The organism is Corynebacterium faecale (assembly GCF_030408735.1).
In the GTDB taxonomy this organism is placed as follows: domain Bacteria; phylum Actinomycetota; class Actinomycetes; order Mycobacteriales; family Mycobacteriaceae; genus Corynebacterium; species Corynebacterium faecale.
Map to the genome: position 1 here is coordinate 2,375,747 of NZ_CP047204.1, position 23,349 is coordinate 2,399,095.

A 23,349-nucleotide genomic window follows, 5' to 3' on the forward strand; every position below is an offset into this window, starting at 1 on the left:
TTTGACCCAGACCCCCAGAAGCTCCCATGAGAAGTCTGCTGGTCTGTGCTTGTTCGGATATAGAAGTGAAAATGGCACGCCTGTTGACACCAGGGTGACATTGGATAGGAAACAATATGCCACAAATCATGAGGAAAACGTCATCTTTTGCGGATGCATGCGTCCCCACCGTGGGCCTACAGCCACAGATGGGAGTATTCCGTTGTCCCTATCGTGCCACCTGGCGTGTTTAATACAAAACTTTTCCCGACCTAACCAGTGAGGTGGTTTTGGGGTGGATACCTGGGACTTCCCTCACCGGAGATGCTCCTCCACGAGGCGCCGGGCGGCTTCGAGATCCAGTGCGGCCGTGTGGTGTTGTTCACCATCGCCCCGGGCAGGGATAATTCTCACATCATCACTGCCCGGGCCGGGGAGAAAAACCTGGCAGGCGTGGTCCGGCACAACCTCGGCTTCAGGCTGAATATTGTTATCGGCCATCCAGGCATCAAAGAATCTGGAAATGCTCATGACTGCTCAGGGTAGCTGCCCACTCAGTTGAGAGCACCCGGCCGCCCCTCATAGAAATCCAGATACAGCTGAAAAAGTTCATCACGGTGGTTCCGGATGGCCGGGGACGTATCATTGATGATCTCATGATCAGCCTCCCACTCCTGCGGGATATGGTGCACCAACAGCTCCAGGCCATTGGCCTCCGCCAGGGTCCGGGGGATGGATTCCGCCAATTCCTTATTAATGTGCACATCATCCTCAGAGATGACGGTTCCCACACTCTTGAGGGCTAATCCGGACGGATCCTCCCGGAAGTTCTGGCCGATGATGAGGTATTGGGCGAGCGCCCGGTAGGAGAAGCCCGGGGCCGCAGGATCAGTGGTGGTGCTGAACTGATCCGGGACCAGGTGATACCCATAAAGGGTTTTGAGGAAGGGCAGCTGCCAGGACGGGGCATGCCCGACTGAAGGTTCATAGAAGGCAGAGAGCAACAGCAGACGCTCCACCTCGGGGCGGTAGTGCGCAGCCCAGGTGCCCAGTGCCGCCCCACCGGAGAGACCCACCACGCCGACCTCCTCCCCCAGACCGGTGGCGATGGTGACTGATTCATTGAGGTAATCCACCAACTCATCAGCTTTTACATTCGCGTGGTCCTGGTTCACCGCCGTGCCGTGGGCCGGAGCAACCGGAATATAGACGTTATAACCCTGCTCAAAGAAGTAGGTGGCCAGCTCATCAAACTGGCTGGGGCACACCCTGATCCCGTGGAGGAACACCACTGCACCCTCAGACTGATCTCCGTGGGTCATCAGGGTGCTCTGGCACTCTGAAGTCACGGAATTATCCTGATCGCGTTGCTGTTGCGCAGCCACCCGCTCCAGGGCTGCGTCATAGGACACCGTTTCCCGGGTGCCGGTCTGCAGCTCCTCAGACTCATGGGGCCAGAAGTAGATGGCGGCCACCGCGATCAGGATGAGCGACACTGCCACCGCCACTGCGGTGAGACTGACTTTCAGTACTGTGCGCACAGCACTCCCCCTTTTGGCCCCGGCCACCTATTTACACCCTTCTACAGTAGGCGCAATTGAGGCCCGGGGATGGGCCAACTCGACCATGTGAAGAGATCAACCGGTGGACACCATCAGCCACAATGTCCACCACAACCCAGGAACCGCGACCATGCCCGTCCCAGCCGGGATAGAAATTCATCCCGCCACTCACCGGACTGCGCACGCGGATTCTCAGCAAACGTTAGGGAATTCACATTTTCTTATGGAACCCCTGCATAGCGGGGATGCACAAACCTTTTCCCAGAAATACACGGCCGCTGCGCGGGGCGGGATGGTTGGACATCCAGGGCTCCACCCCCTACCGTGGTCACAAATTGATAACGGGCTGATTACAAATCAACACTCCCGAGTTCTGATCCTCACACCAGAAAGATCCTCATGCGCACCACCGGACGTCACCACACTCCACGCGGCCTATCCACACTCCGCCGCTCAGCCCTGGCCCTGCTCGCTGCAGGAGCCGCAACCGCTGCCACCATGACCCCCGCCAGCGCGCAGAACGCCGACTTCTCCGCACTCTCATCAGGCGGCACCGGCATCATCTCTGAGATCATTCAGACCGCCGGCATCGGAGACACCTTCCAGGCCGGTGTAGCCAGACCCGCCAACGGCACCTTCACCTCTGGCTTCGGCCCACGCTGGGGCACCGTGCACCAAGGCATCGACATTGCCAACGCCATCGGCACACCCATTTATTCCGTCATGCCCGGCACCGTGATCAACTCAGGTCCCGCATCCGGTTACGGCCAGTGGATTCGTATCCAGCACGATGACGGCTCCATGTCCGTCTATGGACACATGGAAACCCTCAACGTTTCCGTCGGCCAGCGTGTCGGGGCGGGTCAGCATATCGCCGGCATGGGCAACCGCGGATTTTCCACCGGTTCCCATCTGCACTTCGAGATCCACCCAGCAGGATCCGGCCCGGTGGACCCGGTCACCTGGTTCGCCAATCGCGGAATCTACTTCTAGGCACCACCGGAAAAACAACAATCCCGGCTCCACTCTCCCTCATGAAGGGAGTAGTGGAGCCGGGATCATTTTCATCTGGTGCGCCTGGAGAGACTTGAACTCTCACGTCCTAGGACACTGGAACCTAAATCCAGCGCGTCTGCCAATTCCGCCACAGGCGCAGCGCTTATCAGCCATGAAATATGGTCCAACAGCGTTATTGATCATACATGGTGGCAGGGAAGCCTCAAACAGTGTGGTGCACTTAACGGAATTCGCGTGGGGTGAAAACGCGGGTATCCTTGATATTCGTGAGTGAGCAAGGGCAACCTAATCTGAAAACCAGGAAGAAAGTGCGACTGAGTCATGTCGTTTTTCTTTTGATCTGTTTCTGCGTGGCGCTGGCACTGGCGTGGTGGCAGTGGTCCCGTTTCCAATCAGGTTCCGGTACATTCCAGAACCTGGGTTATGCCTTCCAGTGGCCGGTGATCGGCGGTTTCCTCATCTACGCTTACCGCAAGTACCTGGAGTATGAGAATCAGTCCATCGACAAGGAGAACCTGGCGGTTGAACTCGCCCGTCACCCCGATGCCGATAACACCGCTGACACCACCGCCGAGGGAACCGCCCTGCCGGCAGCCACTCCAGAAGCAACGGAGGATTTCATGATCTCCAACCGCCCCAGCCTGGTGGACAACTCGGATCAGGTCACAGAGATCGATGACACCTTCCTCCCCGACCGACCGGCCCTGGACGTGGAGGAGTTCAACCGCCTCAACGATCCCACCCGACGCCGACGCCGACGGGACTGACCCCGGGAACTTTTCCACTCAGGTAACCGACCTGTTCACCAGACCCAGCCTCACACCGATCACCAGCCCCACCGTATCCCCAAGAACCAAGGACCCAAGGACTTTCACATCGTGACTACGCCGACCCAGACCATCCAGATCCACCCGGAGCGCAAGAAGCGTGTCCGCACCGCCCTCACTGCGTTTTCCATCGCTGCCTGGATCACCGGCGTGTTCCTGCTCGCACTGGTGGTGGAGATGGTGATGAAGTACATCCTTCAGATGGATCTGCCGAGCTGGGCCACGTTCATCCCGATCGCCCACGGTTGGGTCTATATCGTGTTCCTGCTGTGCACCCTGAACCTGGGTCTGAAAGCCCGCTGGGATCCTAAGCGCTGGTTCACCACCGCCATCGCGGGTGTGGTGCCACTGCTGTCCTTCTTCGTGGAGAACAACCGTCGCAAGGAAGTCATCCAGACCTTCCAGCTGGATCAGCCGGACACTGTTTAAGACGCCGTTTAAGACACCGTTTAAGCCACCGGGTCAACAAAACGCACAACGTGCCCCACTCCACCTTTGCAGGTGGTGAGGGGCACGTTGTTTATTGTCGGGCTGGTTAACCGGCTACTTCCCCGCCAGCTCGGCAATCGCAGGAACCAAGGCCCGCAGTGCCTTGCCGCGGTGGGAGTGGGCATCCTTCTCCTCAGCGCTCAGCTGCGCGGAGGAACGGTCACGGCCCTCCAGGAAGGATTCCTCCATGGGGACAAACAGAGGATCATAACCGAATCCGTTCACCCCGACGGGTTCACGCAGGAGGGTTCCGGACCAGCGGCCCTCCTCCACGAACTCCTGTCCATCCGGGGTGACGATCGCACACACGGAGACGAATGCAGCCGCGCGGCGCTCCTCCGGCACATCAATGATCTGCGCCAGGAGCAGATCATTATTGGCCTGGTCATCACCGTGTTTTCCAGCCCAACGGGCAGACAACACACCGGGCATACCGTTGAGGGCATCCACCTCGAGGCCGGAATCATCAGCCAGGGTGATCAACCCGGTGTTCGCGGCACCGGCACGGGCCTTGATCAGGGCATTATCAGCGAAGGTACGGCCGTTTTCCACCGGTTCGGTGTAGGCAGGGGCATCAGCGAGGGCGATCAGCTCGACACCCTGGATGCCGGCCTGATCGAGGATCCGCTGGAGCTCCTTCAGCTTCTTGGCGTTGTTGGAGGCAACGAGGAGTTTCATGTTAGATCCCCAGTGCTGCCTTCTGCGCCTGGACGAGCTCGCGGCAACCCTTCTCGGCGATGTCGAGCATGTCATTCAGCTGCGCGCGGGTGAAGGTGGTTTCCTCACCGGTGCCCTGGATCTCCACGAACTCACCGGATTCGGTCATGACCACGTTCATGTCCACATCGGCACGGACATCTTCCTCATAGGGAAGGTCGAGGCAGGGCTGGCCGTCGACAAGCCCGACCGACACCGCAGCAACGGGTGGCAGCAGCGGGTCGCCGGGGACCACGCCCTGCTCTTTGAGCACCTTGATGGCATCAGCCAGCGCCACGTAGGCGCCGGTGATGGCGGCGGTGCGGGTGCCACCGTCGGCCTGGAGGACATCGCAGTCAATGGCGATGGTGTTCTCACCGAGCTGGGACAGGTCCACGGCGGCGCGCAGGGAGCGGCCGATCAGACGGGAGATCTCATGGGTGCGGCCCTTGACCTTGCCGGCCATGGACTCGCGGCGGTTGCGCTCCGCGGTGGCGGCAGGGAGCATGGCGTACTCGGCGGTCAGCCAGCCCTCGCCGGAGTCACGCTTGAAGCGGGGGACACCCAGTTCCACGGACGCGGTGCACATGACGCGGGTGTTGCCGAATTCCACAAGCACGGAGCCTGCCGGGTTGGTGGTGAAACCACGGGTGATCTTGACGGCGCGCATCTGGTCCTGGGCGCGGCCGTCCGCACGGGTGAAGCTGGTTGTTGAAGTCATGGCTAACAGGTTACCTGTGCGCCGCTGCGTGGGCTGCGTCGAACGCCCCCAACGCGCTTATCGACGAAAAGCTGACTGCTCCCGCTCAGAGATCAATCTGCATCCCCGGCACACCCAGTTCAATGGGCCCGTCATAGAAACGGGCTGCGGCTGCCACTGTGGCCTCCTTGTCCGCCCATGGTGGGATATGGGTGACAATCAACTTCTTCACCCCGGCAGCGGCGGCGATCCTGCCCGCATCCTGACCACAGATATGCATGCCCGGGATCTTGTCCTCACAGGACGGACCCCAGGTCGCCTCGCACAGGAACACATCCACATCCCGGGCAGCCTCAATGAGGGCCTCGGTATAAGCGCTGTCCCCGGAGTAGGCCAGGGTGGCACCCGAACCGTGCTCCTCAACGCGCATGGCGAAAGCCTGGATGGGGTGCACCACGCTGAACGGGGTCACCGTGAACTTATCCACCAGTTCAGGCTGACCACTGACCCAGGGGGCGAAAGCGAAGGTGTCCTCCATGTCATCGATCCCCTCCGGATCATCCGCGCTCAACCGCCCCAGACGGTTGGGGGTATCGGTAGGTCCGAAACACAGATTCCGACCCGGCGCGGACGCCGTGGGATGGAAACGGCGCCACACCAACAGCGAGGCGAAATCTGCACAGTGGTCGGTGTGGAGATGGGAGAAGGCCACATGGGCATCATTGGGATCCTGGATCTCCTGGAGATGCGCAAGAACGCCGGGACCCATGTCCATGAGCAGGGATGGCGCGCCCGGAGCCGACAGGAGATATCCGGAGGCGGGATTGCCTGGCGCGGGCACACTTCCGGAGCTTCCGAGGATGGTCAATCTCATATGGCTACTCTGCCATGACTTCTCCCGTGGTGCGCACTTTTGCTCCGTTTTGTAGCCAAATCCTTACACCATATTATGTCGGATCTGGGTCACAACCGGGCCAAGGAAACGTTGACTCAGCTGGGAGAACAGTTCCGGATCCCCGGTGGATTCGAAGCTGTAGGTGGGTGTGGGGTGCATCGACGGGTCCGCCAGGAGGTCCTGCTGGCTGAGGATACGCAACACATCCTTGGCGGTTTCCTCGGCGCTGGATACCAGGGTCACGTGATCCCCCATGGCCAGCTGAATCACACCGGAGAGCAAAGGGTAGTGGGTGCAGCCCAGCACGAGGGTATCCACGCCCTGCGCCTGCAATGGCTCCAGATAGCCTTCGGCGATGTTGAGGATCTGCCGGCCGGAGGTGATGCCCCGTTCCACAAAATCCACAAAGCGCGGGCAGGCCGCGGCATGGACCTCTATGGCGGGACTCGCGGAGAACAGGTCCTGGTAGGCACCGGAGTTGATGGTGCCCACCGTTCCGATCACGCCCACCTTGCCGTTGCGGGTCGCCGCCACCGCTCTGCGCACGGCGGGCAGGATGACCTCCACCACAGGCACGTTGTAGCGCTCCCGGGCATCGCGGAGGAAGGCCGCTGAGGCGGTATTGCAGGCGATGACGATCATTTTGCACCCGCGCTCCACCAACTCATCCGCGATACGCAGTGCATGTTCACGCACCCGCGCAATCGGCAGCGGCCCATAGGGGCCGTTGGCCGTATCCCCGATATAGATGATGGATTCATGCGGCAGCTGGTCAATGATGGTGCGCGCCACGGTGAGTCCACCTACACCCGAGTCAAAGATCCCAATGGGGGCATCGGCCCCCGGGATGGGGCGTTCGATCATTGAGGCACCGTAATCAGTCACAGTGCTCAATAGTAATCTGGCGGGTGGAGAGTAGTAGTCATGTCCCCATCGCGGCCGGTGTGCCACAATATGACCACAGTCCGCATACCCGCATGCTTACCGTGTGTCTTGCCCATGTCTTGACAGCCTCCCAGCGACTGAAAGAGAAGTCTCTCATGGTGGATAAACCCTCCGGTCCCGACACTGATGAATTTCCGGTGGTCCCGGATCAGGTGACCTCCGCAGCGCCTGTCACGGGAGAGCCGGTGAGAGACACAGGCCCCCAGAGGCGCACCACGGGTTTCGTCCTGGCTGCGCTCGTGGTGCTGTTCGCGGTGATCATCGGTGCGGTGGTATTCCTCTTCCGGGATTCCGATTCTGATGACACCGCTGATGGCACCCAAGCATTAGCCACGGTCACCACCACCGTGGATGCACCGACAGAGCCCCCGACAGAGCCCCCGGCAGAGGCACCGGAACCACCACCGGTGGTCACTGTCACCGAGACCCCGGAGCCGGTAGGTCGTCCGGTGAACCCGGCGCTGCCCGGCAGCCACTCCCCTGCTAATGAGGCAGCGCGGTCGAACACCCCAGCGGGCAATTTCAACAATGTCTACACCGGGACAACATCAACGTCCCCGGGATTCGCACTCGCGGTGCGTGACGCCTTCGTGCGCAATTATTTAGATACCGGCGAGCTCAATGCCCAGGTGCGGGCAACCAGTCCCGTCACCGGCCAGGGCTACGACATCAGCTGTCAGGACAACGGAGAGTATGTCACCTGCACAGGAGGCAATAACGCCGTGGTCTACATCAGTTAGTGCGGGGTTTATACCCGGGGCATCCGCGGTGGGTCCAGTGCCGCGATGATCTTCTCCATGGCGGTGCCCATGACCCTGAGTTCCTCATCGGTGAGGTTGTCAAAGATGAGTCGGCGTACCTGCTCCACGTGCCCGGGTGCCGCTTTCACCACCTTGTCCCAGCCTTCCTCGGTGAGGACGGCTACGGTGGCGCGGCCATCCGTGGGGTCGGGAACACGCCTGACCCAACCGGATTTCTCCAGGCGGGTGACCACGCGCGACAGGTGGGACAGTGTCATATCGGAGAGTTCCGCCAGTTCACTCATCCGCAGGCGACGGTCAGGGGCCATGGAGATCTGGGCGAGTGCGAAATAATCGAAGTTGCTCAGGCCGGAATCAGCCTTGAGCTGGGCATCCATCCGGGCGGGAAGCCAGACGCGCATGGACCAGATGTTGAGCCAGACATCCTGCTGTTCCTGGTTCAACCACACATTGTCTGAAACGGAGTCTGAAACAGAGTTCTCGCTTGTCATGTCAACCAATGATAGTGATCTTTGCTACCCTTCGCCCACCGATTGGCGGCTGGGATTATGGCAGCGGTATATCAGGACCCCTGACGGCGGGCCCGGCGCTCAAGTCTCTTCTGCTCCTTCTTCGCCTTCAACGCCTTGGGATCATCGGAAGCGATGAACGCACCTGCGGCCACGCCACCGACTCCTCCGAAGAGGTGCGCCTGCCAGGACACGCCCGGTTGAATGGGCAGGAGACCCCAGAACAGTCCTGAGTAGATGAAGGCCAGCGCCAGCCCCACAAGGAACTGTTTGAAATCACGGTTGAACAGGCCACGCACGATCAGGTATCCGAGCCAGCCGTAGATGAGCCCTGAGGCCCCGATGTGGTTAGTGCCCACACCACCAAACAGCCAGGTACCGATGCCGCCGAGGATGACTACGATCAGCGTGACCTCCCAGAACACCCGTTTTCCGCTCAGCCCGATGATGAAACAGAAGATGGCACCGGGCACGGTGTTGCTGATCAGGTGTTCAAAGTTGGAGTGCAGCAGCGGGGAGGTGAAGATGTGCCACAGTGCGCTGGTATCCAGGGGGTGGATGCCGAAATAATTCAGCCACCCTCCGGTGAGGATGGTGATGATATGCACCGCCCAGATCACCGCCACGAAACCGAGGGCGAACAACAGGCCGGTCTTGGTATAGGACCGGTCTTTCAGCTGCTGCCCCATCTGCGGGGTGCGACGCTGCCATGGTTTCATGGCACCACCCGTGTTGGGTGTGAAGCCGGGTGTTGATCCGAATCCTGTGTTGTTGTACGGGGAATTTCCGAAGTTGTTGTAACTCATGGGATCAGTTCTCGGTAGGTTGTCAGCCCGAGGCCCGGGCTGGCGGAGGTGATGGCATCAACGATGGCATCCTGCACGCAATCAGCGGCCGCTGCGCTCAAGGATGCCAGAAGTACGGTGTCCACGCCCGTTCCATCGCCGGTGGACAGGGCGAACAGAGTGTCCCCGTCCATGGGGGAATGTGCAGGCCGCACAGCACGCGCCAGGCCGTCATGGCCGGTCATGGCCAACCGTTTGGCCTGCGCCTTGGTGATCGGCGCATCGGTGGCGATCACCCCGATGGTGGTGTTCAACTCCCCTGCGGGGTGCGGCAGGAAAACAAGCTTGTCGACGCTCACCCGGTCACTTCCCGGCGCGCCATAAAGGTGGCCGGTGGTGGCATCAACCACCTCACCGACCGGGTTGGCCACTACAGCGGCGGCCACCACAAACCCGTCGATCTCCACCGATGCCTGGCCGAATCCACCGCGTAGTCGGCCGGCGGTGGCTCCGCTGCCTGCACCGATGCTGCCGGATATATCTCTGTCTTGTCCTTTAAGTGCGTTCTGCACGGCCTCATAACCGTGGTCGCGGGTGGGGCGGTTGGCGGGATCACCCACCAGAAGATCAAAGATGACAGCGGCGGGGACGATGGGCACGATCGGCCCCTCTCGGTCCGGTCCCAGCACCGGGAATCCAATCCCGCGTTCCTCCAGGGCCTGCATGACGCCGTCAGCGGCGGCGAGCCCATAGGCGGAACCGCCACTCAGGGTGACCGCATGGATCTGCTGGACGGAGTTGTGGGGTTCCAGGAGGTCTGTCTCCCTGGTGCCCGGTCCGCCGCCGCGGACATCCACACCGGCGTAGGCACCGGCGGGTGCCAGCACCACGCTCACACCGCTATCCCCCAGGGAAACGTGGCCGAGGTGGATGCCGGGGACGTCGCAAAGCATGCCCGTCACCGTTAAGAGCCCATCATCGCTTCCAGCAGGGATTCCTGGGCATAGGCCAACCACTGGACCAGATTCTCCCGGTCCTCTTCAGCTGCTTCACCGCCGCGGAGATCACCAGAGGCGAGATAGAGGCGGATGTCATTGAGGCCCGCGATCCATGCCTGGGCCTCCTCTTCATTCACGCTGACCGCCACATTGCCATCAGGGCCGAGGGCCTGGTTGATCGCCTGCAGGTTGCTGATCTTGGCCCGGGTGATGTCATTTTCATGGAAGGACCGCAACAGGGAATTATCGCCGTCGTATTCCTCATCGCCCTCCATTTCGAAATCAGGGAGCAGCCGGGCCAGAGCCGGGTCCTCGGGGGCGGCCTTATGTCCACTCGGGATTCCGGTCATCTCCGCCAGGGGATCCTTCGGGGCGGCCTGTGCACGCTGGATCAGCGCCTCCGACACCACCGCGGAGAGATTACCCAGCACCTCCCGTTCCATCGGTTCGAAAACACAGGTGTATCTGACGGCCCTCATGAGGACCTTCCGCTTCTTCCATGCCTGCATAGTTAGACCCCTACCCGCCCTGCTGCATCGTCGCCCACAGGCCTGCAATGTGTAATTTCTTCACGTCAGCTTCCACCTTGTCTTTCTCGCCGGAGCTGACCACGGCCTTGCCTTCTGTGTGCACCTGCATCATCAACTCGGTGGCCCGCTTCCGGCTGTAGCCCAGTGTCGTCTGAAACACGTAGGTCACATAACTCATCAGGTTCACCGGGTCATCCCACACGATGCACATCCAGGGCAGGTTCTCACTGGAGACCGTGTGCACATCCATCTCCACCTCGGGAGGGGCGGCAGGTGCAGACGGTGATGACAACACCGGCTGATTCTCCGGGGAGGACGACACCTCCGCATCTGGGCACGTGGACACCGATGACTGCCCAGCTGTGTCAGCAGTCCCGCGACGGTGGAAGTGAGGAAGGCCATTCATGCAGTTCAGCCTAGTCAACTACCCGGACACGGTGCAGGGTGGACCGACTTTTTACCTGAACCTCCCTGGGTAGCAGGCCTTTTACCTGCAGGTTTGATCACTTTCCCGCTGTTGGAGCTGCTGGCAGTGAGGTGCCTGCTCTGTTATCGTGATACGGATGATTCGATGATTTGTCGGATCCCTACGGTGGAAGGATACGACATGATGCGGGACCTCAACACCGAAATCACTGCGATTGTCCGGAAAATGGGGCTTGCCAATGGCAACCCTGTGGAGACGCTGAGTCGCCTTGTTCCGGTATTGTCCGTGGTTCTCACGCTCATCATCACGGTCGCCACAGTGCTCACCGGTCTGGATGATTCGGATGATGCCGGCCCTGATGAGCCCCCGATCGTGGTGCCGGTGGTCAATGAACAGATGCGCACAGATCTGGTCAGAGCCATCAACTATCACCGCATCGTGCCCGCCAGCTTTAATCTGGAACTCCACGCCAGCGCACAGGAGAAGGCAACGGACAACGCCACAGGGGGACGGCTTGGCACGGCCACCGCAGCTGAAAGTCAGATCGTGATGCTACAGGCACGCCAGAGCACTGATATCGCCAGCGTGGATGGGTTCCTCACAATGTGGATGGAGGACTACCCCAACTACGAAGTCCTGATGCATGAGGATAATGAATCCTTCGGAGTCGGCATCGCAGAGGCTAACGGCCAGACCTATGCTGTGGTGCAGTTCATGCAGCGCTAGGTTTTACGTAGGATCATAAGGATGAATCCCACTGCATCCTCCATCCCCCCACAGAGGTCAACGGCCCTGTTGACCGATAAATATGAGCTCACCATGCTCCAGGCGGCGCTGGCCGATGGTTCCGCACACCGTCAGGTTGCCTTCGAGGTGTTCAGCAGGCGGCTGCCCAATGAACGCCGTTATGGTGTGGTGGCGGGTACCGCCCGGGTTCTCCGTGCCGTCCAGGACTTCGTGTTCACCAAGGAGCAGCTCGCGGACCTGGATTTCCTGGATGAGCGCACCCTTGAGTTCCTCTCTAATTACAGGTTCACCGGCCAGATCGACGGATACCGGGAGGGCGAGCTCTACTTCCCCAACTCCCCGTTGCTGACCGTGCGCGGTACCTTCGCTGAATGCGTGGTGCTGGAGACAGTGATCCTGTCCATCATGAACGCTGACTCAGCAGTGGCTTCCGCGGCAGCCCGCATGGTGACCGCCGCCGATGGTCGCGCCATCATCGAGATGGGTTCCCGCCGTACCCATGAGTACGCAGCGGTGACCGCCTCCCGCGCCTCCTACCTCGCTGGATTCTCCGCCACCTCCAACCTCGAGGCCTCCTTCCGTTATGGCATCCCGGCCTCCGGCACGTCCGCCCACGCCTGGACCCTGTTGCACATCAACGAGGATGGCACCCCCAATGAAGCCGCCGCCTTCCGCGCCCAGATTGATGAACTGGGTGTGGACACCGTGCTGCTGGTTGATACCTACGACATCACCCACGGTGTAGAGACCGCCATCGAGGTGGCCGGCCCTGACCTGGGCGGGGTTCGCCTGGACTCCGGCGATCTGGGGGTGCTGGCCCGGAAGGTCCGCAAGCAGCTGGATGATCTCGGCGCCCACAACACCAAAATCGTGGTCTCCTCCGACCTGGATGAATTCACCATCGCCGGCCTGCGTGGTGAACCCGTGGATGTCTTCGGCGTGGGCACCTCCGTGGTCACAGGATCTGGTGCGCCCACTGCGGGCCTGGTGTACAAGATCGTCGAGGTGGACGGCCACCCGGTGGCTAAACGATCCCGCAACAAGGCCAGCAACGGTGGAGCCAAGAAGGCGGTCCGCACCCACCGTTCCACCGGCACCGCGATCGAGGAGATCGTCTACCCCTATCACGCAGAGAAGCCGGACACCGGCAAGCTGGGCACCCTGGAACTGGATATCCCCCTGATGCGTGACGGTGAAGTCCTGGACGGACTGCCCACCCTGGAGGAATCCCGCACGTATCTGGCCAAACAGCTGGTGTCCCTTCCATGGGAGGGCCTGGCGCTCTCCCGCGATGAGCCTGTCCTGCACACCCGCTTCGTGGGTTTTCCTGACGGGGCTTAATCCTCTACAACCTGCCGTTGACTCCACCGTTGAGATTAATAACGCACACCCCTCCCCTGCCACCACCGATCTCGGGGTAACCCCATCACCCAGGCCATCCGGACCACCCATGTCCACCCGCTCCGGATACCCCTCGTTGCTGCGCACGCACCCGTGGTTGAGCAGGCCGGTGAGTTGCAGGGGGATCTGGGGATTGGCGGCGAAGGAATCCCCGAACGAGACATAAGGCACAGGGATGTCCCCGGCCTGGGGGCGCGCATCCGGGTGCAGGTTGGTGGAAGTCTGGGTGCCCAACTCACCGCTGCGCTGACCACCGCAACCACCCGCGCCCCGCTGACTCCCACGTGTCATTCCTCGCCTGGCACAACCCGCCGTCAACTTCTTTTCTGCAAGGGCATGGGCCTTCGGCATCACCCCGCAGTGACATGGGGTTCCGCACCTGGTGTGCTCTTCTTAATCGGGGCTTTTCGTCCCCTGACCGGAGGCCGATACACTGAGACGGATGTCTGACGCCGATTCCACCACCACCCAGCAGTCCGCCACGGAAGAGCCCCTGAACGCCTCCACCGGGGAGCTGCTCACCGCCGCCGTCGAAGCTCTCGGTGGCGCCCGGCGCGCAGGTCAGGAAGCCATGGCGGAGGCCGTCACCAAGGCTTTCGACAACAAGCGCCATCTAGCGGTGCAGGCGGGCACCGGTACGGGTAAATCCCTGGCCTATCTGGTGCCGTCCATCCGGCATGCCCAGACCACGGACTCCACGGTGATCGTCTCCACCGCCACGATCGCGCTACAGCGGCAGTTGGTCAACCGTGACCTCCCGCGTCTCGCGGACACATTGGAGCCGCTGCTGGAGCGTCGCCCCACCTTCGCCATCATGAAGGGTCGCTCCAACTACCTGTGCATGAATAAGATCGCCCGCGAACCGGAGCCGGAGGACACCCTCATGGGTGAGGAGGATGTCTCCTGGCTGGGCAAACACATCGTGCGACTGCACGACTGGGCTAACGAGACAGAGACAGGCGACCGGGATGATCTTGATCCCGGTGTCCCCGACCTGGCGTGGAAACAGGTTAGTGTGACCTCCCGCGAATGCATCGGGGCATCCCGCTGCCCACATGGTGAGGAATGCTTCGCGGAGATCGCCCGTGCCACGGCGAAGGAATCCGACGTTGTGGTCACCAATCATGCGCTCCTGGCCATTGATGCGCTCTCTGATGCCAATGTCCTGCCCGAACATGATGTGGTGGTGATCGATGAGGCCCACGAACTCGATGGCCGCATCACGGCTGTCGCCTCAGCGGAAATCACCGTCAATTCGCTCAACCTGGCTGCCCGCCGCGCGGGGAAACTTGATTCCAATGGGCGCGAGGATAAGGTCACCGAACTGGCCGGTGACCTGGAGCTGATGCTGCAGACCATGCAGCCCGGCAGGTGGCGTGACATGGATGAAGGCTCCAAGGGCACGCTCGGGGCGCTGCGTGATGCCCTGTGGACGCTGCGTCAGCAGATTGCCGCCTCGCCGGAGGGTGAGGCCGCCAACGATCCCGAGCGCAACGCCGAACGACAGAACCTGGCCAATCACCTGCAGGAGATCCATGATTCCATCGTGCGTATCCTCGAGGTCTTCGAGGAAGAAGATGCGGCCAAACAGCATGACGTGGTCTGGCACAACCAGGATGACCGCCGGGGTGACTCCCTCAACGTGGCTCCCCTGTCCGTGGCGGGGTTGCTCCACCAGAAACTCTTCACCGACAACACCGTGATCCTGGCCAGTGCGACGCTGACCATTGGCGGCAATTTCAACGCCATGGCCAACAGTTGGGGGCTGCCGAAGGGCACCTGGGATTCCCTGGATGCGGGTACCCCGTTTGATCCGGCTAAGTCAGGGATTCTCTATACCGCCCGTCATCTTCCTGATCCGGGGAGGGATGGATTACCGCAGGAGACCCTCGATGAGATCTATGAGCTCATCATGGCGGCCGGGGGCAGAACCCTGGGTCTGTTCTCATCCAAGCGTGCTGCGGTTCAGGCGACCGAGGCGATGCGGTTGCGCCTGCCTTTTGATGTGCTGTGCCAAGGTGATGACAACACCGGTGCCCTGGTGAAGAAATTCGCCGAATCCGAGAACATCTGTCTCTTCGGCACCCTGACGCTGTGGCAGGGTGTGGATGTTCCAGGGAAGTCCCTGTCCCTGGTGTTGATCGATCGCATTCCCTTCCCCCGCCCAGATGACCCCCTCCTCCAGGCGAGGAAGGAAGCCGCCGATGCCGAGGGACGCAATGGGTTCATGGAGGTGGCCGCCACGCATGCGGCGTTGCTGATGGCGCAGGGTGCCGGCCGGTTGCTCCGGCATGTCACTGACCGTGGTGTGGTGGCGGTGTTGGATTCCCGCCTGGTCACCAAAAGATATGGCGGTTTCCTGCGTTCCTCCATGCCCCGGTTCTGGGAAACCACCAACGGCGCCACGGTGCGAGAGGCCTTGAAGAGGCTGGTCGCCGGTTAAACCCGCTGGTCAGTACCCGCCACTCACGCACAATCTCAGACCACGGCCACGACCGTCACTGAATTGGGTGCCACTTCGGTGAATCCGGCATCCCGAACCGGCACCGCACCCGGGGCAGCGACCCTATCCGCGAACTCCTCCGGCGGAACCTCCCGGACATGCAGCCTGAAATCTGCAGCCGCCCATTGCCGCACCCACGCAATCGGCTGATGCGCCGCCAGCAGCATGGAAGCATGCCCGACCTGAGCAGCAGCCTTCCCCAGAGTCATCTCCAGGGAGGCATCAATATAGATGATGGGGAAATCATCCCGGATGGGCTTCGGATCATCCAGCGGCAGTTCCGTTCCGGAGATCTGCAGCTTCCGGATATTCTCCGGAACCTCGCTGACCGCGCTGGGCAGAAACGCCCGCACCTGCGCCGAATCATCAGTCACCGTCACACCTGCCAGCTCCTGCACGCGGTCCCAGGCTGAGTTACGCGCCCTGCGCGCAACCTTCCTGATCAGGTGGTCATACCACCGCTCCAGCGCGGCGCGGAACCCGGGATCAGTGGTCACCCTCTCATCAAGACAAAGCTTGACGACGCTCCGAGCAGCCGCCTCCAACACATCCGTCCTCCGCGGCGGATCCGACTTCGGGATGTGGAGCACGATCTGCATGGCCTGAACCGTTCCCGGATCAGAGGGGTCCTCAGAGTGTGGGCCATCGGAAACCCGTGCCGCGAGGAGCGCGTGGGCGGTGACCAGAGGGGCGTCGTCAAGCATCTGTTTTTTAGTGCTCCAGTGGCACGCGGTGGTAGCTGCCGTCCTCGAGATCAGCGAGGTCGATCTCATCGCGGGAGATGCCCAGGATGTGGAGGACCTCATCCAGGAACGGGTGGTTCACGGAGGTATCGGCGATCTCCTTGAGAGCCGGCTTGGCGTTGAAAGCGATGCCGAGGCCCGCAGCGGAGAGCATGTCGATGTCATTGGCACCATCGCCGACGGCGACGGTCTGATACATCTTCAGGCCGGAATCGTCTGCGAACTCACGTAACAGCGTGGCCTTGGCCGCACGATCCACGATCTCCCCGATGACACGTCCGGTGAGCTTGCCATCAATGATCTCCAGGGTGTTGGCCCGGACATAATCCAGATCCAGTTCCTCAGCGAGGTCCTCCAGCACCTGATTGAAACCACCGGAAACCACGGCGGTCTTATAACCGAGACGCTTGAGAGTGCGGATGGTGGTGCGGGCGCCCGGGGTCAGGACGATGTCCTTGGCCACCTCATCGATGACGGAGGCGTCCAGACCCGCCAATGCCTTCACGCGCTCACGGAGGGACTCCTCAAAGTCCAGCTCACCGCGCATGGCACGCTCGGTCACCTCCGCGACCTCAGCTTCCTTGCCGGCATGCGCGGCAAGCATCTCAATGACTTCACCGGTGATGAGGGTGGAATCACAGTCGAAGCAGACCAGGCGCTTGGAACGACGCAGCAGGCCGGAACGCTCAATGGCAATATCCACGTTCAGTTCCGTGGTCAGAGCTGCGAGTGCCTTACGGATTTTCTGCGCGCCACCGGGGCTGGTGTCCGGGACGGTCACCTTGAGCTCGAGACCGGTGACCGGGTAATTCGAGATTCCGCGGATGGTATCAATATTGGCATCATAATCAGCGAGCGTCTGACCGATGCGGGACAGGTCGATGGCATCCACCGGATCACCCAGGACCACCACCACGTGGGAAGAACGCGGGCGCGAGGACATGACGGTGTCCTGCAGCTCCATCACCACTGTCTGACCATGCACCTTGAGAGTGTCCTGCAGTCCGTCAGTAACCGTTTCCACACGGCCGGGGGCGATCCCCACGAAGGCCGCCAGGCTGAGGAATCCTCGGAAAATGGACTGCTCAACATCGAGCACCTGGACCTGGTTCGCTGACAACACGCGGAAGAACGCGGCGGTTACGCCGGGGCGGTCCTTGCCACTGAGGGTGATCACTGCGGGGTGGTATCCCTCCCGCAGGGCAACCTGCTGCCCGGTGGAGGAGATATCGTTGTCGATCTGGGAAAGTTCAGTCACGACAGTCATTCTTTCATAGTTCAGGGGGAGGAAACGACATTGACCCCGGCAGAGAATCTACCGGGGTCATTGCAGTCGGAGGGGACTTGATTCAGCCCTTAACGTACTTCGCTTGGCGAAGGAGTCTGGGTGGTTTCTGCACGCAGGTCATGCTCGCCGACATGGGCCTCAAGGCGCATGCGCTCGATCATGTGCGGGTAGTGCAGCTCGAACGCAGGGCGCTCGGAGCGGATGCGAGGCAGGGAGGTGAAGTTGTGGCGTGGAGGAGGGCAGGAGGTAGCCCACTCCAGGGAGTTGCCGTAACCCCATGGATCATCCACGGTAACAAGCTCACCGTAGCGCCAGGACTTGAAGACGTTCCAGACGAATGGAATGACGGAGAGTCCGAGCAGGAAGGAGAAGATCGTGGAGATCTGGTTGAAGATGGTGAATCCATCGGAGTCCAGGTAGTCAGCGTAACGACGTGGCATACCCATGTTGCCCACCCAGTGCTGGATGAGGAAGGTGCCGTGGAAACCGACGAAGGTCAGCCAGAAGTGGATCTTGCCAAGACGCTCGTCGAGCATGCGGCCGGTCATCTTCGGGAACCAGAAGTAGACGCCTGCACAGGATGCGAACACCACGGTACCGAAGAGGGTGTAGTGGAAGTGCGCGATCAGGAAGTAGGAGTCAGACAGGTGGAAGTCCAGTGGTGGGGCTGCCAGCATGATGCCGGTCAGACCACCGAAGAGGAAGGTGGACATGAAGCCCACGGACCAGATCATCGGGGTCTCCCAGGTGATATGGCCCTTCCACATGGTTCCAACCCAGTTGAAGAACTTCACGCCGGTCGGAACCGAGATGAGGAACGTCATGAAGGAGAAGAACGGAAGGAGAACCGCACCGGTGACGAACATGTGGTGAGCCCACACAGCCATGGACAGGGCGCCGATGGACAGGGTCGCGAAGACCAGGCCGACGTAGCCGAACATTGGCTTACGGGAGAACACCGGGATGATCTCCGAGACGATGCCGAAGAACGGCAGCGCGAGGACATACACCTCAGGGTGGCCGAAGAACCAGAACAGGTGCTGCCAGAGGATGGAGCCGCCGTTGGCTGGATCGTAGATGTGGCCGCCGAGCTTGCGGTCGTAGAGAACACCCAGAGCAGCAGCGAGCAGCAGTGGGAAGATCAGCAGAGCCAGAACGGAAACAACGAAGATGTTCCAGGTGAAGATCGGCATACGGAACATGGTCATACCAGGTGCGCGGAGGCAGAGGATGGTGGTGAGCATGTTGATGGCGGAGGCGACGGTACCGATACCGGTCGCACCGACGCCGACGATCCACATGTCAGAGCCGAGGCCCGGGGAGTGGATGGAGTCAGAAAGTGGGGAGTACATGGTCCAACCGAAGTCGGCAGCACCACCCGGGGTCAGGAAGCCACTCAGCATCGCGATACCACCGACGGTGGTGATCCAGAAGCCGAAGGCGTTCAGGCGTGGGAAAGCAACGTCAGGCGCACCGATCTGGAGCGGCAGGACGTAGTTGGCGAAGCCCCAGACGATCGGGGTTCCGTAGAGCAGCAGCATGACAGTTCCATGCATGGTGAACAGCTGGTTGAACTGCTCATTCGACAGGAACTGAAGACCCGGGGTGAAAAGCTCTGCTCGGATAAGCAGGGCCATCAGGCCACCGAGGAAGAAGAAGCTGAAGGACATGATGATATACATGATGCCCAGCTGCTTGTGGTCGGTGGTGGTCATCATCATCCACGCTTTACTACCCTTGCGTGCATGGCCTGTCGGCTCGGGCCTCTGCGGGGCGACGTGCCCGTCGACCCTAGGCGCCACAGCGGTCATAGGTTCCTCCTGACTACGGGACGATCCATTCGGATTACCGATCGTCCTTTAACAACACTGCCTTATCCTAGGTGACAGGCAGGATCCGATGCCAGCCCAAAATGGCCGGTATGCAGCTAACTGTAACCCCTTGGAGGGCCCAGAAAAAATGTTTTAACTACATTGATTGACCTCCCCCTCGCCGACCGGTCGACGTTTCCCCCGCGGTTTCATTCAAACTTGTGAGGGGGTTCACATCCCAGGGCCATTTCACCTGCATGACGCACCCCTCCCCCACTCCCCCATCGGGGCCGGAATACCACCCCCCGTGTGGGCTCAACCTAAAGGTTGACACGGTCCCCGAGCTGGCAGATTCAGGGTCGGAGGATTGAAAAACTCTTGCATGATGAGCGGAAAACTTGTCATTCGTATTGCGGCCCGGGATCGTTCAGACAAGTGCCAACTGCGGATTCTCATCGGTTTTCCGGCAGGCCCCGATGAATGACAAGTTTTGCTCACGACTGCCGCCCCATATGCATAACGTGACAAGGGTTCCAGAAGATCACACCGTCTCGCTCTGCATAACCAGGCGTGCATCGTGGCGTACAACTCAGCTTAATGTTGTGATTCCTTATATATAGGTGGCAGTGGAACACTAAAAGGGCCGCATGCCCCTCACGACATGCGGCCCTTTCAATGATCACACTGGATTACTACTGTCACGCTTCCGGCGACAAGCCCCTACGATCCGACTGGTTTAGAAATCCCAGTCATCGTCCTCGGTGTTCTCGGCCTTCCCGATGACATAGGAGGAACCTGATCCCGAGAAGAAATCATGGTTCTCATCGGCATTCGGTGACAGGGCGGAGAGAATGGCCGGCGACACCTTGGTCTCATCCGCCGGGAACAGTCCTTCATAGCCCAGGTTGTTCAGGGCTTTGTTGGCGTTGTACCGCAGGAAACGCTTGACGTCCTCAGTCCATCCGAGATCATCGTAGAGATCCTCGGAGTACTGGGTCTCATTGTCATAGAGATCATAGAGCAGATCGAAGGTGTACTCCTTCAGCTCCTCCTGGCGCTCCGGGGATTCCTTGGCCACGGCCTTCTGATACTTGTAGCCGATGTAATAACCATGGACAGCCTCATCACGGATGATGAGACGGATGACATCCGCGGTGTTGGTCAGCTTGGCATGGCTGGACCAGTACATGGGCAGGTAGAAACCGGAGTAGAAGAGGAAGGACTCGAGGATGACGGACGCGACCTTGCGCTTGAGCGGATCATCGCCCTCGTAGTAGGCGAGGATGATCTTGGCCTTGCGCTGCAGAGCCTCATTTTCCTCAGACCAGCGGAAGGCATCATTGATTTCCGGGGTGGAGGCCAGGGTCATGAAGATATTGGAGTAGGACTTCGCGTGGACAGACTCCATGAAGGCGATGTTGGTGAGGACAGCCTCTTCGTGGAGGGACTCCGCATCCGGCAGGAGGGAGACGGCACCAACGGTTCCCTGGATGGTGTCCAGCAGAGTCAGACCCGTGAACACACGCATGGTGGCGCGCTTCTCCAGGTCGGTGAGGGTTCCCCAGCTCTTGATGTCGTTGGACACTGGTATCTTTTCAGGGAGCCAGAAGTTGCCTGTGAGTCGATCCCAGACTTCCAAGTCCTTGTCATCAGGGATGGAGTTCCAGTTGATCGCCACAACTGGCTTCGGATGGTTCTCGAGGTACGCCTCGTGGGTGCTCAGGTCAGCGTCAACAGCCATGGTTCGCCCTGTTCCTCTCTATACAAGAACGGTGGAAAACCGGATCCGAATCGCAGGCGGTGATGGCCACCTCACGCATAGTCCGGTACGTCTACGAGACTACTCGCCCCCGCGTGTACATGAGGGACTGACCCCTGAGGCCCGCACTCTTACCCTGGTGGCCCACCGCGGGGCGGTTAATTTCATCACAATTGCATATAGTTCAATGCCCCGGACCCCTGCTGCCGGACGGTGGTTCAATACTTCTGTGCCCTGTTCGCGTGTCGCGCTGAACTCAGATTGATTGGCCTGAATTATTGCGTTGACCTGTCCACTTAGACAAAGCCTTTAAGGTGATCCAGGCCCCCTTCAGGACTCCCGGTGCCCTCCCCGTTCCAGATTCAGCCACCCTGAAAAGACTGCAAAAATGCTGGTTATGGTGCGCTAACCTTTGCTGACAGAGGGTGCGAGGTGAGTGTAGATTCGATGCCATGGCTATCAACGAACGACTCGCAAACGCAATCAACAATCAGGTCACCGCAGAGGTTGAGGCATCTCTGGTGTACCTCCAGCTTTCCTACCTCCTGGACGATATGGGCCTCACCGGTATGCGTGACTGGATGAAGGCACAGAGCGAGGAGGAGTTGGAACACGCTGAGAAGTTCTCCCAGCACCTTCTCGCCCGTGGTTATGTTCCCCAGATCGGAGACGTGGCGCCACCGAAGCTGGATATCGCCACTGCCGTGGATGCTTTCGAGGCCTCCCTGGCCCATGAACAGAAGGTCTCCGGACTGATCCGCGAGCTCGCCGCGATCCAGGATGCGGAGAAGGACTATGATTCCCGCGCTCTGATCAACTGGTTCCTGGAAGAGCAGGTCGAGGAGGAGGCCACCGTCGGAGAGATCCTGGACAGGCTGCGCATTGCCGGCGACTCCGGTTCCGGTCTGCTGCGCATTGATTCCGAACTGGGATCCCGTTAACCTCCCCCCAACCACTGTGGCATCCAGCCCTGAAAAGAACCTCGTATCCACCCCCCATTTACGCACAAGCCGGGGGTAAATACGAGGTTCTTTCACTGTTTGGGTCGATTTAACTGCGATTTTCAACATAGATGGTGGGAAATCCTCGAAGTCTGGGACGAAAAGAGGAATAATGGTAATCACATTAAAGATTCCGCAGGATTAAGGGTTTCCCCCTGCTTCTGCGTTCTCGTTCACACCGCCTGAAGAACAAGGAGGCATCATGCCCCCAATCCCTGAAAAGAAGTCAACGGGCTCTCCGGCCAAACCATTGCTGGAGCCTGTTCTGGACGAGCTTGGGCAGGAGATTGTCAGTGGCAGAGTTGCGGTAGGCGACACCTTCAAACTGATGGATATCAGTGAGCGTTTCGGTATCTCCCGCACCGTTGCACGTGAAGCGATGCGCGCGCTTGAGCAGCTCGGTCTGGTATCCTCCTCCCGACGGATCGGCATCACCGTGCGCCCCCGTGAGGAGTGGGCTGTCTTCGACAAGTCCATCATCCGCTGGCGTCTCAACGATGCGGGACAGCGTGAGCGGCAGCTGCAGTCACTCACCGAGCTGCGTATCGCCATCGAACCCATCGCCGCGCGCAGCGTCGCCCTGCACGCCAGCGACACCGAACGCACCCGTCTCAAAGAGCTCGCCACGGAGATGCGCGATCTCGGCCGCTCCGGCAAGGGTGCCTCCAAGGAGTTCCTGGATGCTGATATCACCTTCCATGAACTCATTCTGCGTTATTGCCACAATGAGATGTTCGCGGCGCTCATTCCGTCGATAAGCGCGGTTCTTGAAGGCCGCACCGCACACGGGCTGCAGCCGGATGTGCCAGAGGAGACCGCCCTGGCCAACCACGACAAGCTTGCCGACGCCATCGTCGCGCGCGATGCCGACGCCGCTGAGGCAGCCTCCCGTGAGATCCTCAACGAGGTCCGTGACACCCTTTCTTCGTTGAGCTGACCTCCTTCAGCAAATACAACACCCCCGGAAGATGAACCT

24 protein-coding genes and 1 tRNA gene are annotated in these 23,349 nt (G+C 60.4%); 9 read left to right on the forward strand and 16 right to left on the reverse strand.

The features are described 5' to 3' along the window. Window positions 1-294 precede the first annotated feature (294 nt). Both CFAEC_RS10780 and CFAEC_RS10785 read right to left on the reverse strand, forming a co-directional pair. On the reverse strand, window positions 295-510 hold the full coding sequence (locus CFAEC_RS10780) for a hypothetical protein (RefSeq protein ID WP_290276750.1): 216 nt from the start codon (window positions 508-510) through the stop codon (window positions 295-297). A gap of 23 nt (window positions 511-533) precedes the next feature. Next, window positions 534-1,520, reverse strand: coding sequence for an alpha/beta hydrolase (locus CFAEC_RS10785; RefSeq protein ID WP_290276752.1), 987 nt, complete (start codon window positions 1,518-1,520; stop codon window positions 534-536). Window positions 1,521-1,940: 420 nt separating this feature from the next. On the opposite strand from CFAEC_RS10785, the gene CFAEC_RS10790 reads away from it, so the two are divergent. Beyond that, entirely contained in the window at window positions 1,941-2,534 is a 594-nt protein-coding gene (locus CFAEC_RS10790; protein ID WP_290276754.1) for a M23 family metallopeptidase, read from the forward strand. Window positions 2,535-2,610: 76 nt separating this feature from the next. Here CFAEC_RS10790 and CFAEC_RS10795 read toward each other — a convergent pair. Continuing rightward, window positions 2,611-2,695: transfer RNA gene (locus CFAEC_RS10795), tRNA-Leu, on the reverse strand. Window positions 2,696-2,824: 129 nt separating this feature from the next. On the opposite strand from CFAEC_RS10795, the gene CFAEC_RS10800 reads away from it, so the two are divergent. Together CFAEC_RS10800 and CFAEC_RS10805 are read left to right on the forward strand one after the other, a co-directional pair. After that, window positions 2,825-3,325, forward strand: a complete 501-nt coding sequence (locus CFAEC_RS10800) for a hypothetical protein (RefSeq protein WP_290276756.1) — start codon at window positions 2,825-2,827, stop codon at window positions 3,323-3,325. A 111-nt stretch (window positions 3,326-3,436) separates the two neighbouring features. Further along, window positions 3,437-3,814: a DUF3817 domain-containing protein gene (locus CFAEC_RS10805; RefSeq protein ID WP_290276758.1), complete on the forward strand. Its 378-nt coding sequence runs from the start codon at window positions 3,437-3,439 to the stop codon at window positions 3,812-3,814. A 114-nt stretch (window positions 3,815-3,928) separates the two neighbouring features. Here the strand turns inward: CFAEC_RS10805 and CFAEC_RS10810 are convergent, their stop codons facing one another. The 4 genes from CFAEC_RS10810 to murI form a co-directional block, all read right to left on the reverse strand. Continuing rightward, window positions 3,929-4,552, reverse strand: coding sequence for a non-canonical purine NTP pyrophosphatase (locus CFAEC_RS10810; RefSeq protein ID WP_290276759.1), 624 nt, complete (start codon window positions 4,550-4,552; stop codon window positions 3,929-3,931). Between the two features lies 1 nt (window position 4,553). Next, entirely contained in the window at window positions 4,554-5,291 is a 738-nt protein-coding gene (gene rph / locus CFAEC_RS10815; protein WP_290276761.1) for a ribonuclease PH, read from the reverse strand. An 85-nt stretch (window positions 5,292-5,376) separates the two neighbouring features. Continuing rightward, window positions 5,377-6,144: an MBL fold metallo-hydrolase gene (locus CFAEC_RS10820; protein WP_290276763.1), complete on the reverse strand. Its 768-nt coding sequence runs from the start codon at window positions 6,142-6,144 to the stop codon at window positions 5,377-5,379. A gap of 63 nt (window positions 6,145-6,207) precedes the next feature. Beyond that, window positions 6,208-7,029: a glutamate racemase gene (gene murI / locus CFAEC_RS10825; protein ID WP_290279886.1), complete on the reverse strand. Its 822-nt coding sequence runs from the start codon at window positions 7,027-7,029 to the stop codon at window positions 6,208-6,210. Between the two features lie 113 nt (window positions 7,030-7,142). Here murI and CFAEC_RS10830 point away from each other — a divergent pair, with 113 nt between their 5' ends. Beyond that, window positions 7,143-7,850, forward strand: a complete 708-nt coding sequence (locus CFAEC_RS10830) for a hypothetical protein (RefSeq protein WP_290276765.1) — start codon at window positions 7,143-7,145, stop codon at window positions 7,848-7,850. An 8-nt stretch (window positions 7,851-7,858) separates the two neighbouring features. Here the strand turns inward: CFAEC_RS10830 and CFAEC_RS10835 are convergent, their stop codons facing one another. From CFAEC_RS10835 to clpS, 5 genes are all read right to left on the reverse strand, one after another. Continuing rightward, window positions 7,859-8,362 (reverse strand): MarR family winged helix-turn-helix transcriptional regulator, encoded by a 504-nt coding sequence (locus CFAEC_RS10835; protein ID WP_290276767.1) that lies wholly within the window; start codon window positions 8,360-8,362, stop codon window positions 7,859-7,861. A gap of 71 nt (window positions 8,363-8,433) precedes the next feature. Then, window positions 8,434-9,186, reverse strand: coding sequence for a rhomboid family intramembrane serine protease (locus tag CFAEC_RS10840; protein WP_290276769.1), 753 nt, complete (start codon window positions 9,184-9,186; stop codon window positions 8,434-8,436). Next, window positions 9,183-10,118, reverse strand: coding sequence for a P1 family peptidase (locus CFAEC_RS10845; protein ID WP_290276771.1), 936 nt, complete (start codon window positions 10,116-10,118; stop codon window positions 9,183-9,185). The genes CFAEC_RS10840 and CFAEC_RS10845 overlap by 4 nt, the downstream gene beginning before the upstream one ends. Before the next feature lie 11 nt (window positions 10,119-10,129). After that, a complete protein-coding gene (locus CFAEC_RS10850; protein WP_290276772.1) occupies window positions 10,130-10,672 on the reverse strand; it encodes a DUF2017 domain-containing protein in 543 nt (180 codons plus the stop codon). 10 nt (window positions 10,673-10,682) lie between these two features. Beyond that, window positions 10,683-10,943: an ATP-dependent Clp protease adapter ClpS gene (gene clpS / locus CFAEC_RS14330; protein WP_435384285.1), complete on the reverse strand. Its 261-nt coding sequence runs from the start codon at window positions 10,941-10,943 to the stop codon at window positions 10,683-10,685. 357 nt (window positions 10,944-11,300) lie between these two features. On the opposite strand from clpS, the gene CFAEC_RS10860 reads away from it, so the two are divergent. The 3 genes from CFAEC_RS10860 to CFAEC_RS10870 all read left to right on the forward strand — a co-directional run bounded on the left by CFAEC_RS10860 (window position 11,301) and on the right by CFAEC_RS10870 (window position 15,711). Then, on the forward strand, window positions 11,301-11,846 hold the full coding sequence (locus CFAEC_RS10860) for a CAP domain-containing protein (RefSeq protein ID WP_290276773.1): 546 nt from the start codon (window positions 11,301-11,303) through the stop codon (window positions 11,844-11,846). Window positions 11,847-11,867: 21 nt separating this feature from the next. Further along, the gene (locus CFAEC_RS10865; protein WP_290276774.1) at window positions 11,868-13,208 is read left to right on the forward strand and encodes a nicotinate phosphoribosyltransferase; all 1,341 of its coding nucleotides are present in this window, start codon (window positions 11,868-11,870) and stop codon (window positions 13,206-13,208) included. Window positions 13,209-13,710: 502 nt separating this feature from the next. Next, window positions 13,711-15,711 (forward strand): ATP-dependent DNA helicase, encoded by a 2,001-nt coding sequence (locus tag CFAEC_RS10870; protein ID WP_290276776.1) that lies wholly within the window; start codon window positions 13,711-13,713, stop codon window positions 15,709-15,711. Between the two features lie 35 nt (window positions 15,712-15,746). Here the strand turns inward: CFAEC_RS10870 and CFAEC_RS10875 are convergent, their stop codons facing one another. The 4 genes from CFAEC_RS10875 to nrdF form a co-directional block, all read right to left on the reverse strand. Then, a complete protein-coding gene (locus tag CFAEC_RS10875; protein ID WP_290276778.1) occupies window positions 15,747-16,475 on the reverse strand; it encodes an aminoacyl-tRNA hydrolase in 729 nt (242 codons plus the stop codon). Window positions 16,476-16,482: 7 nt separating this feature from the next. Next, window positions 16,483-17,781, reverse strand: a complete 1,299-nt coding sequence (gene serB / locus CFAEC_RS10880) for a phosphoserine phosphatase SerB (RefSeq protein WP_290276780.1) — start codon at window positions 17,779-17,781, stop codon at window positions 16,483-16,485. An 89-nt stretch (window positions 17,782-17,870) separates the two neighbouring features. Then, complete coding sequence (gene ctaD / locus CFAEC_RS10885; RefSeq protein ID WP_290276782.1) at window positions 17,871-19,613, reverse strand: aa3-type cytochrome oxidase subunit I; 1,743 nt, start codon at window positions 19,611-19,613, stop codon at window positions 17,871-17,873. Window positions 19,614-20,349: 736 nt separating this feature from the next. Continuing rightward, window positions 20,350-21,354, reverse strand: coding sequence for a class 1b ribonucleoside-diphosphate reductase subunit beta (gene nrdF / locus CFAEC_RS10890; protein WP_290276784.1), 1,005 nt, complete (start codon window positions 21,352-21,354; stop codon window positions 20,350-20,352). Between the two features lie 470 nt (window positions 21,355-21,824). Between nrdF and CFAEC_RS10895 the strand changes: the two genes are divergently transcribed. Together CFAEC_RS10895 and CFAEC_RS10900 are read left to right on the forward strand one after the other, a co-directional pair. After that, window positions 21,825-22,313, forward strand: a complete 489-nt coding sequence (locus CFAEC_RS10895) for a ferritin (RefSeq protein WP_290276786.1) — start codon at window positions 21,825-21,827, stop codon at window positions 22,311-22,313. A gap of 262 nt (window positions 22,314-22,575) precedes the next feature. Continuing rightward, window positions 22,576-23,310, forward strand: a complete 735-nt coding sequence (locus CFAEC_RS10900; protein ID WP_290276787.1) for a FadR/GntR family transcriptional regulator — start codon at window positions 22,576-22,578, stop codon at window positions 23,308-23,310. Window positions 23,311-23,349: the final 39 nt, after the last annotated feature.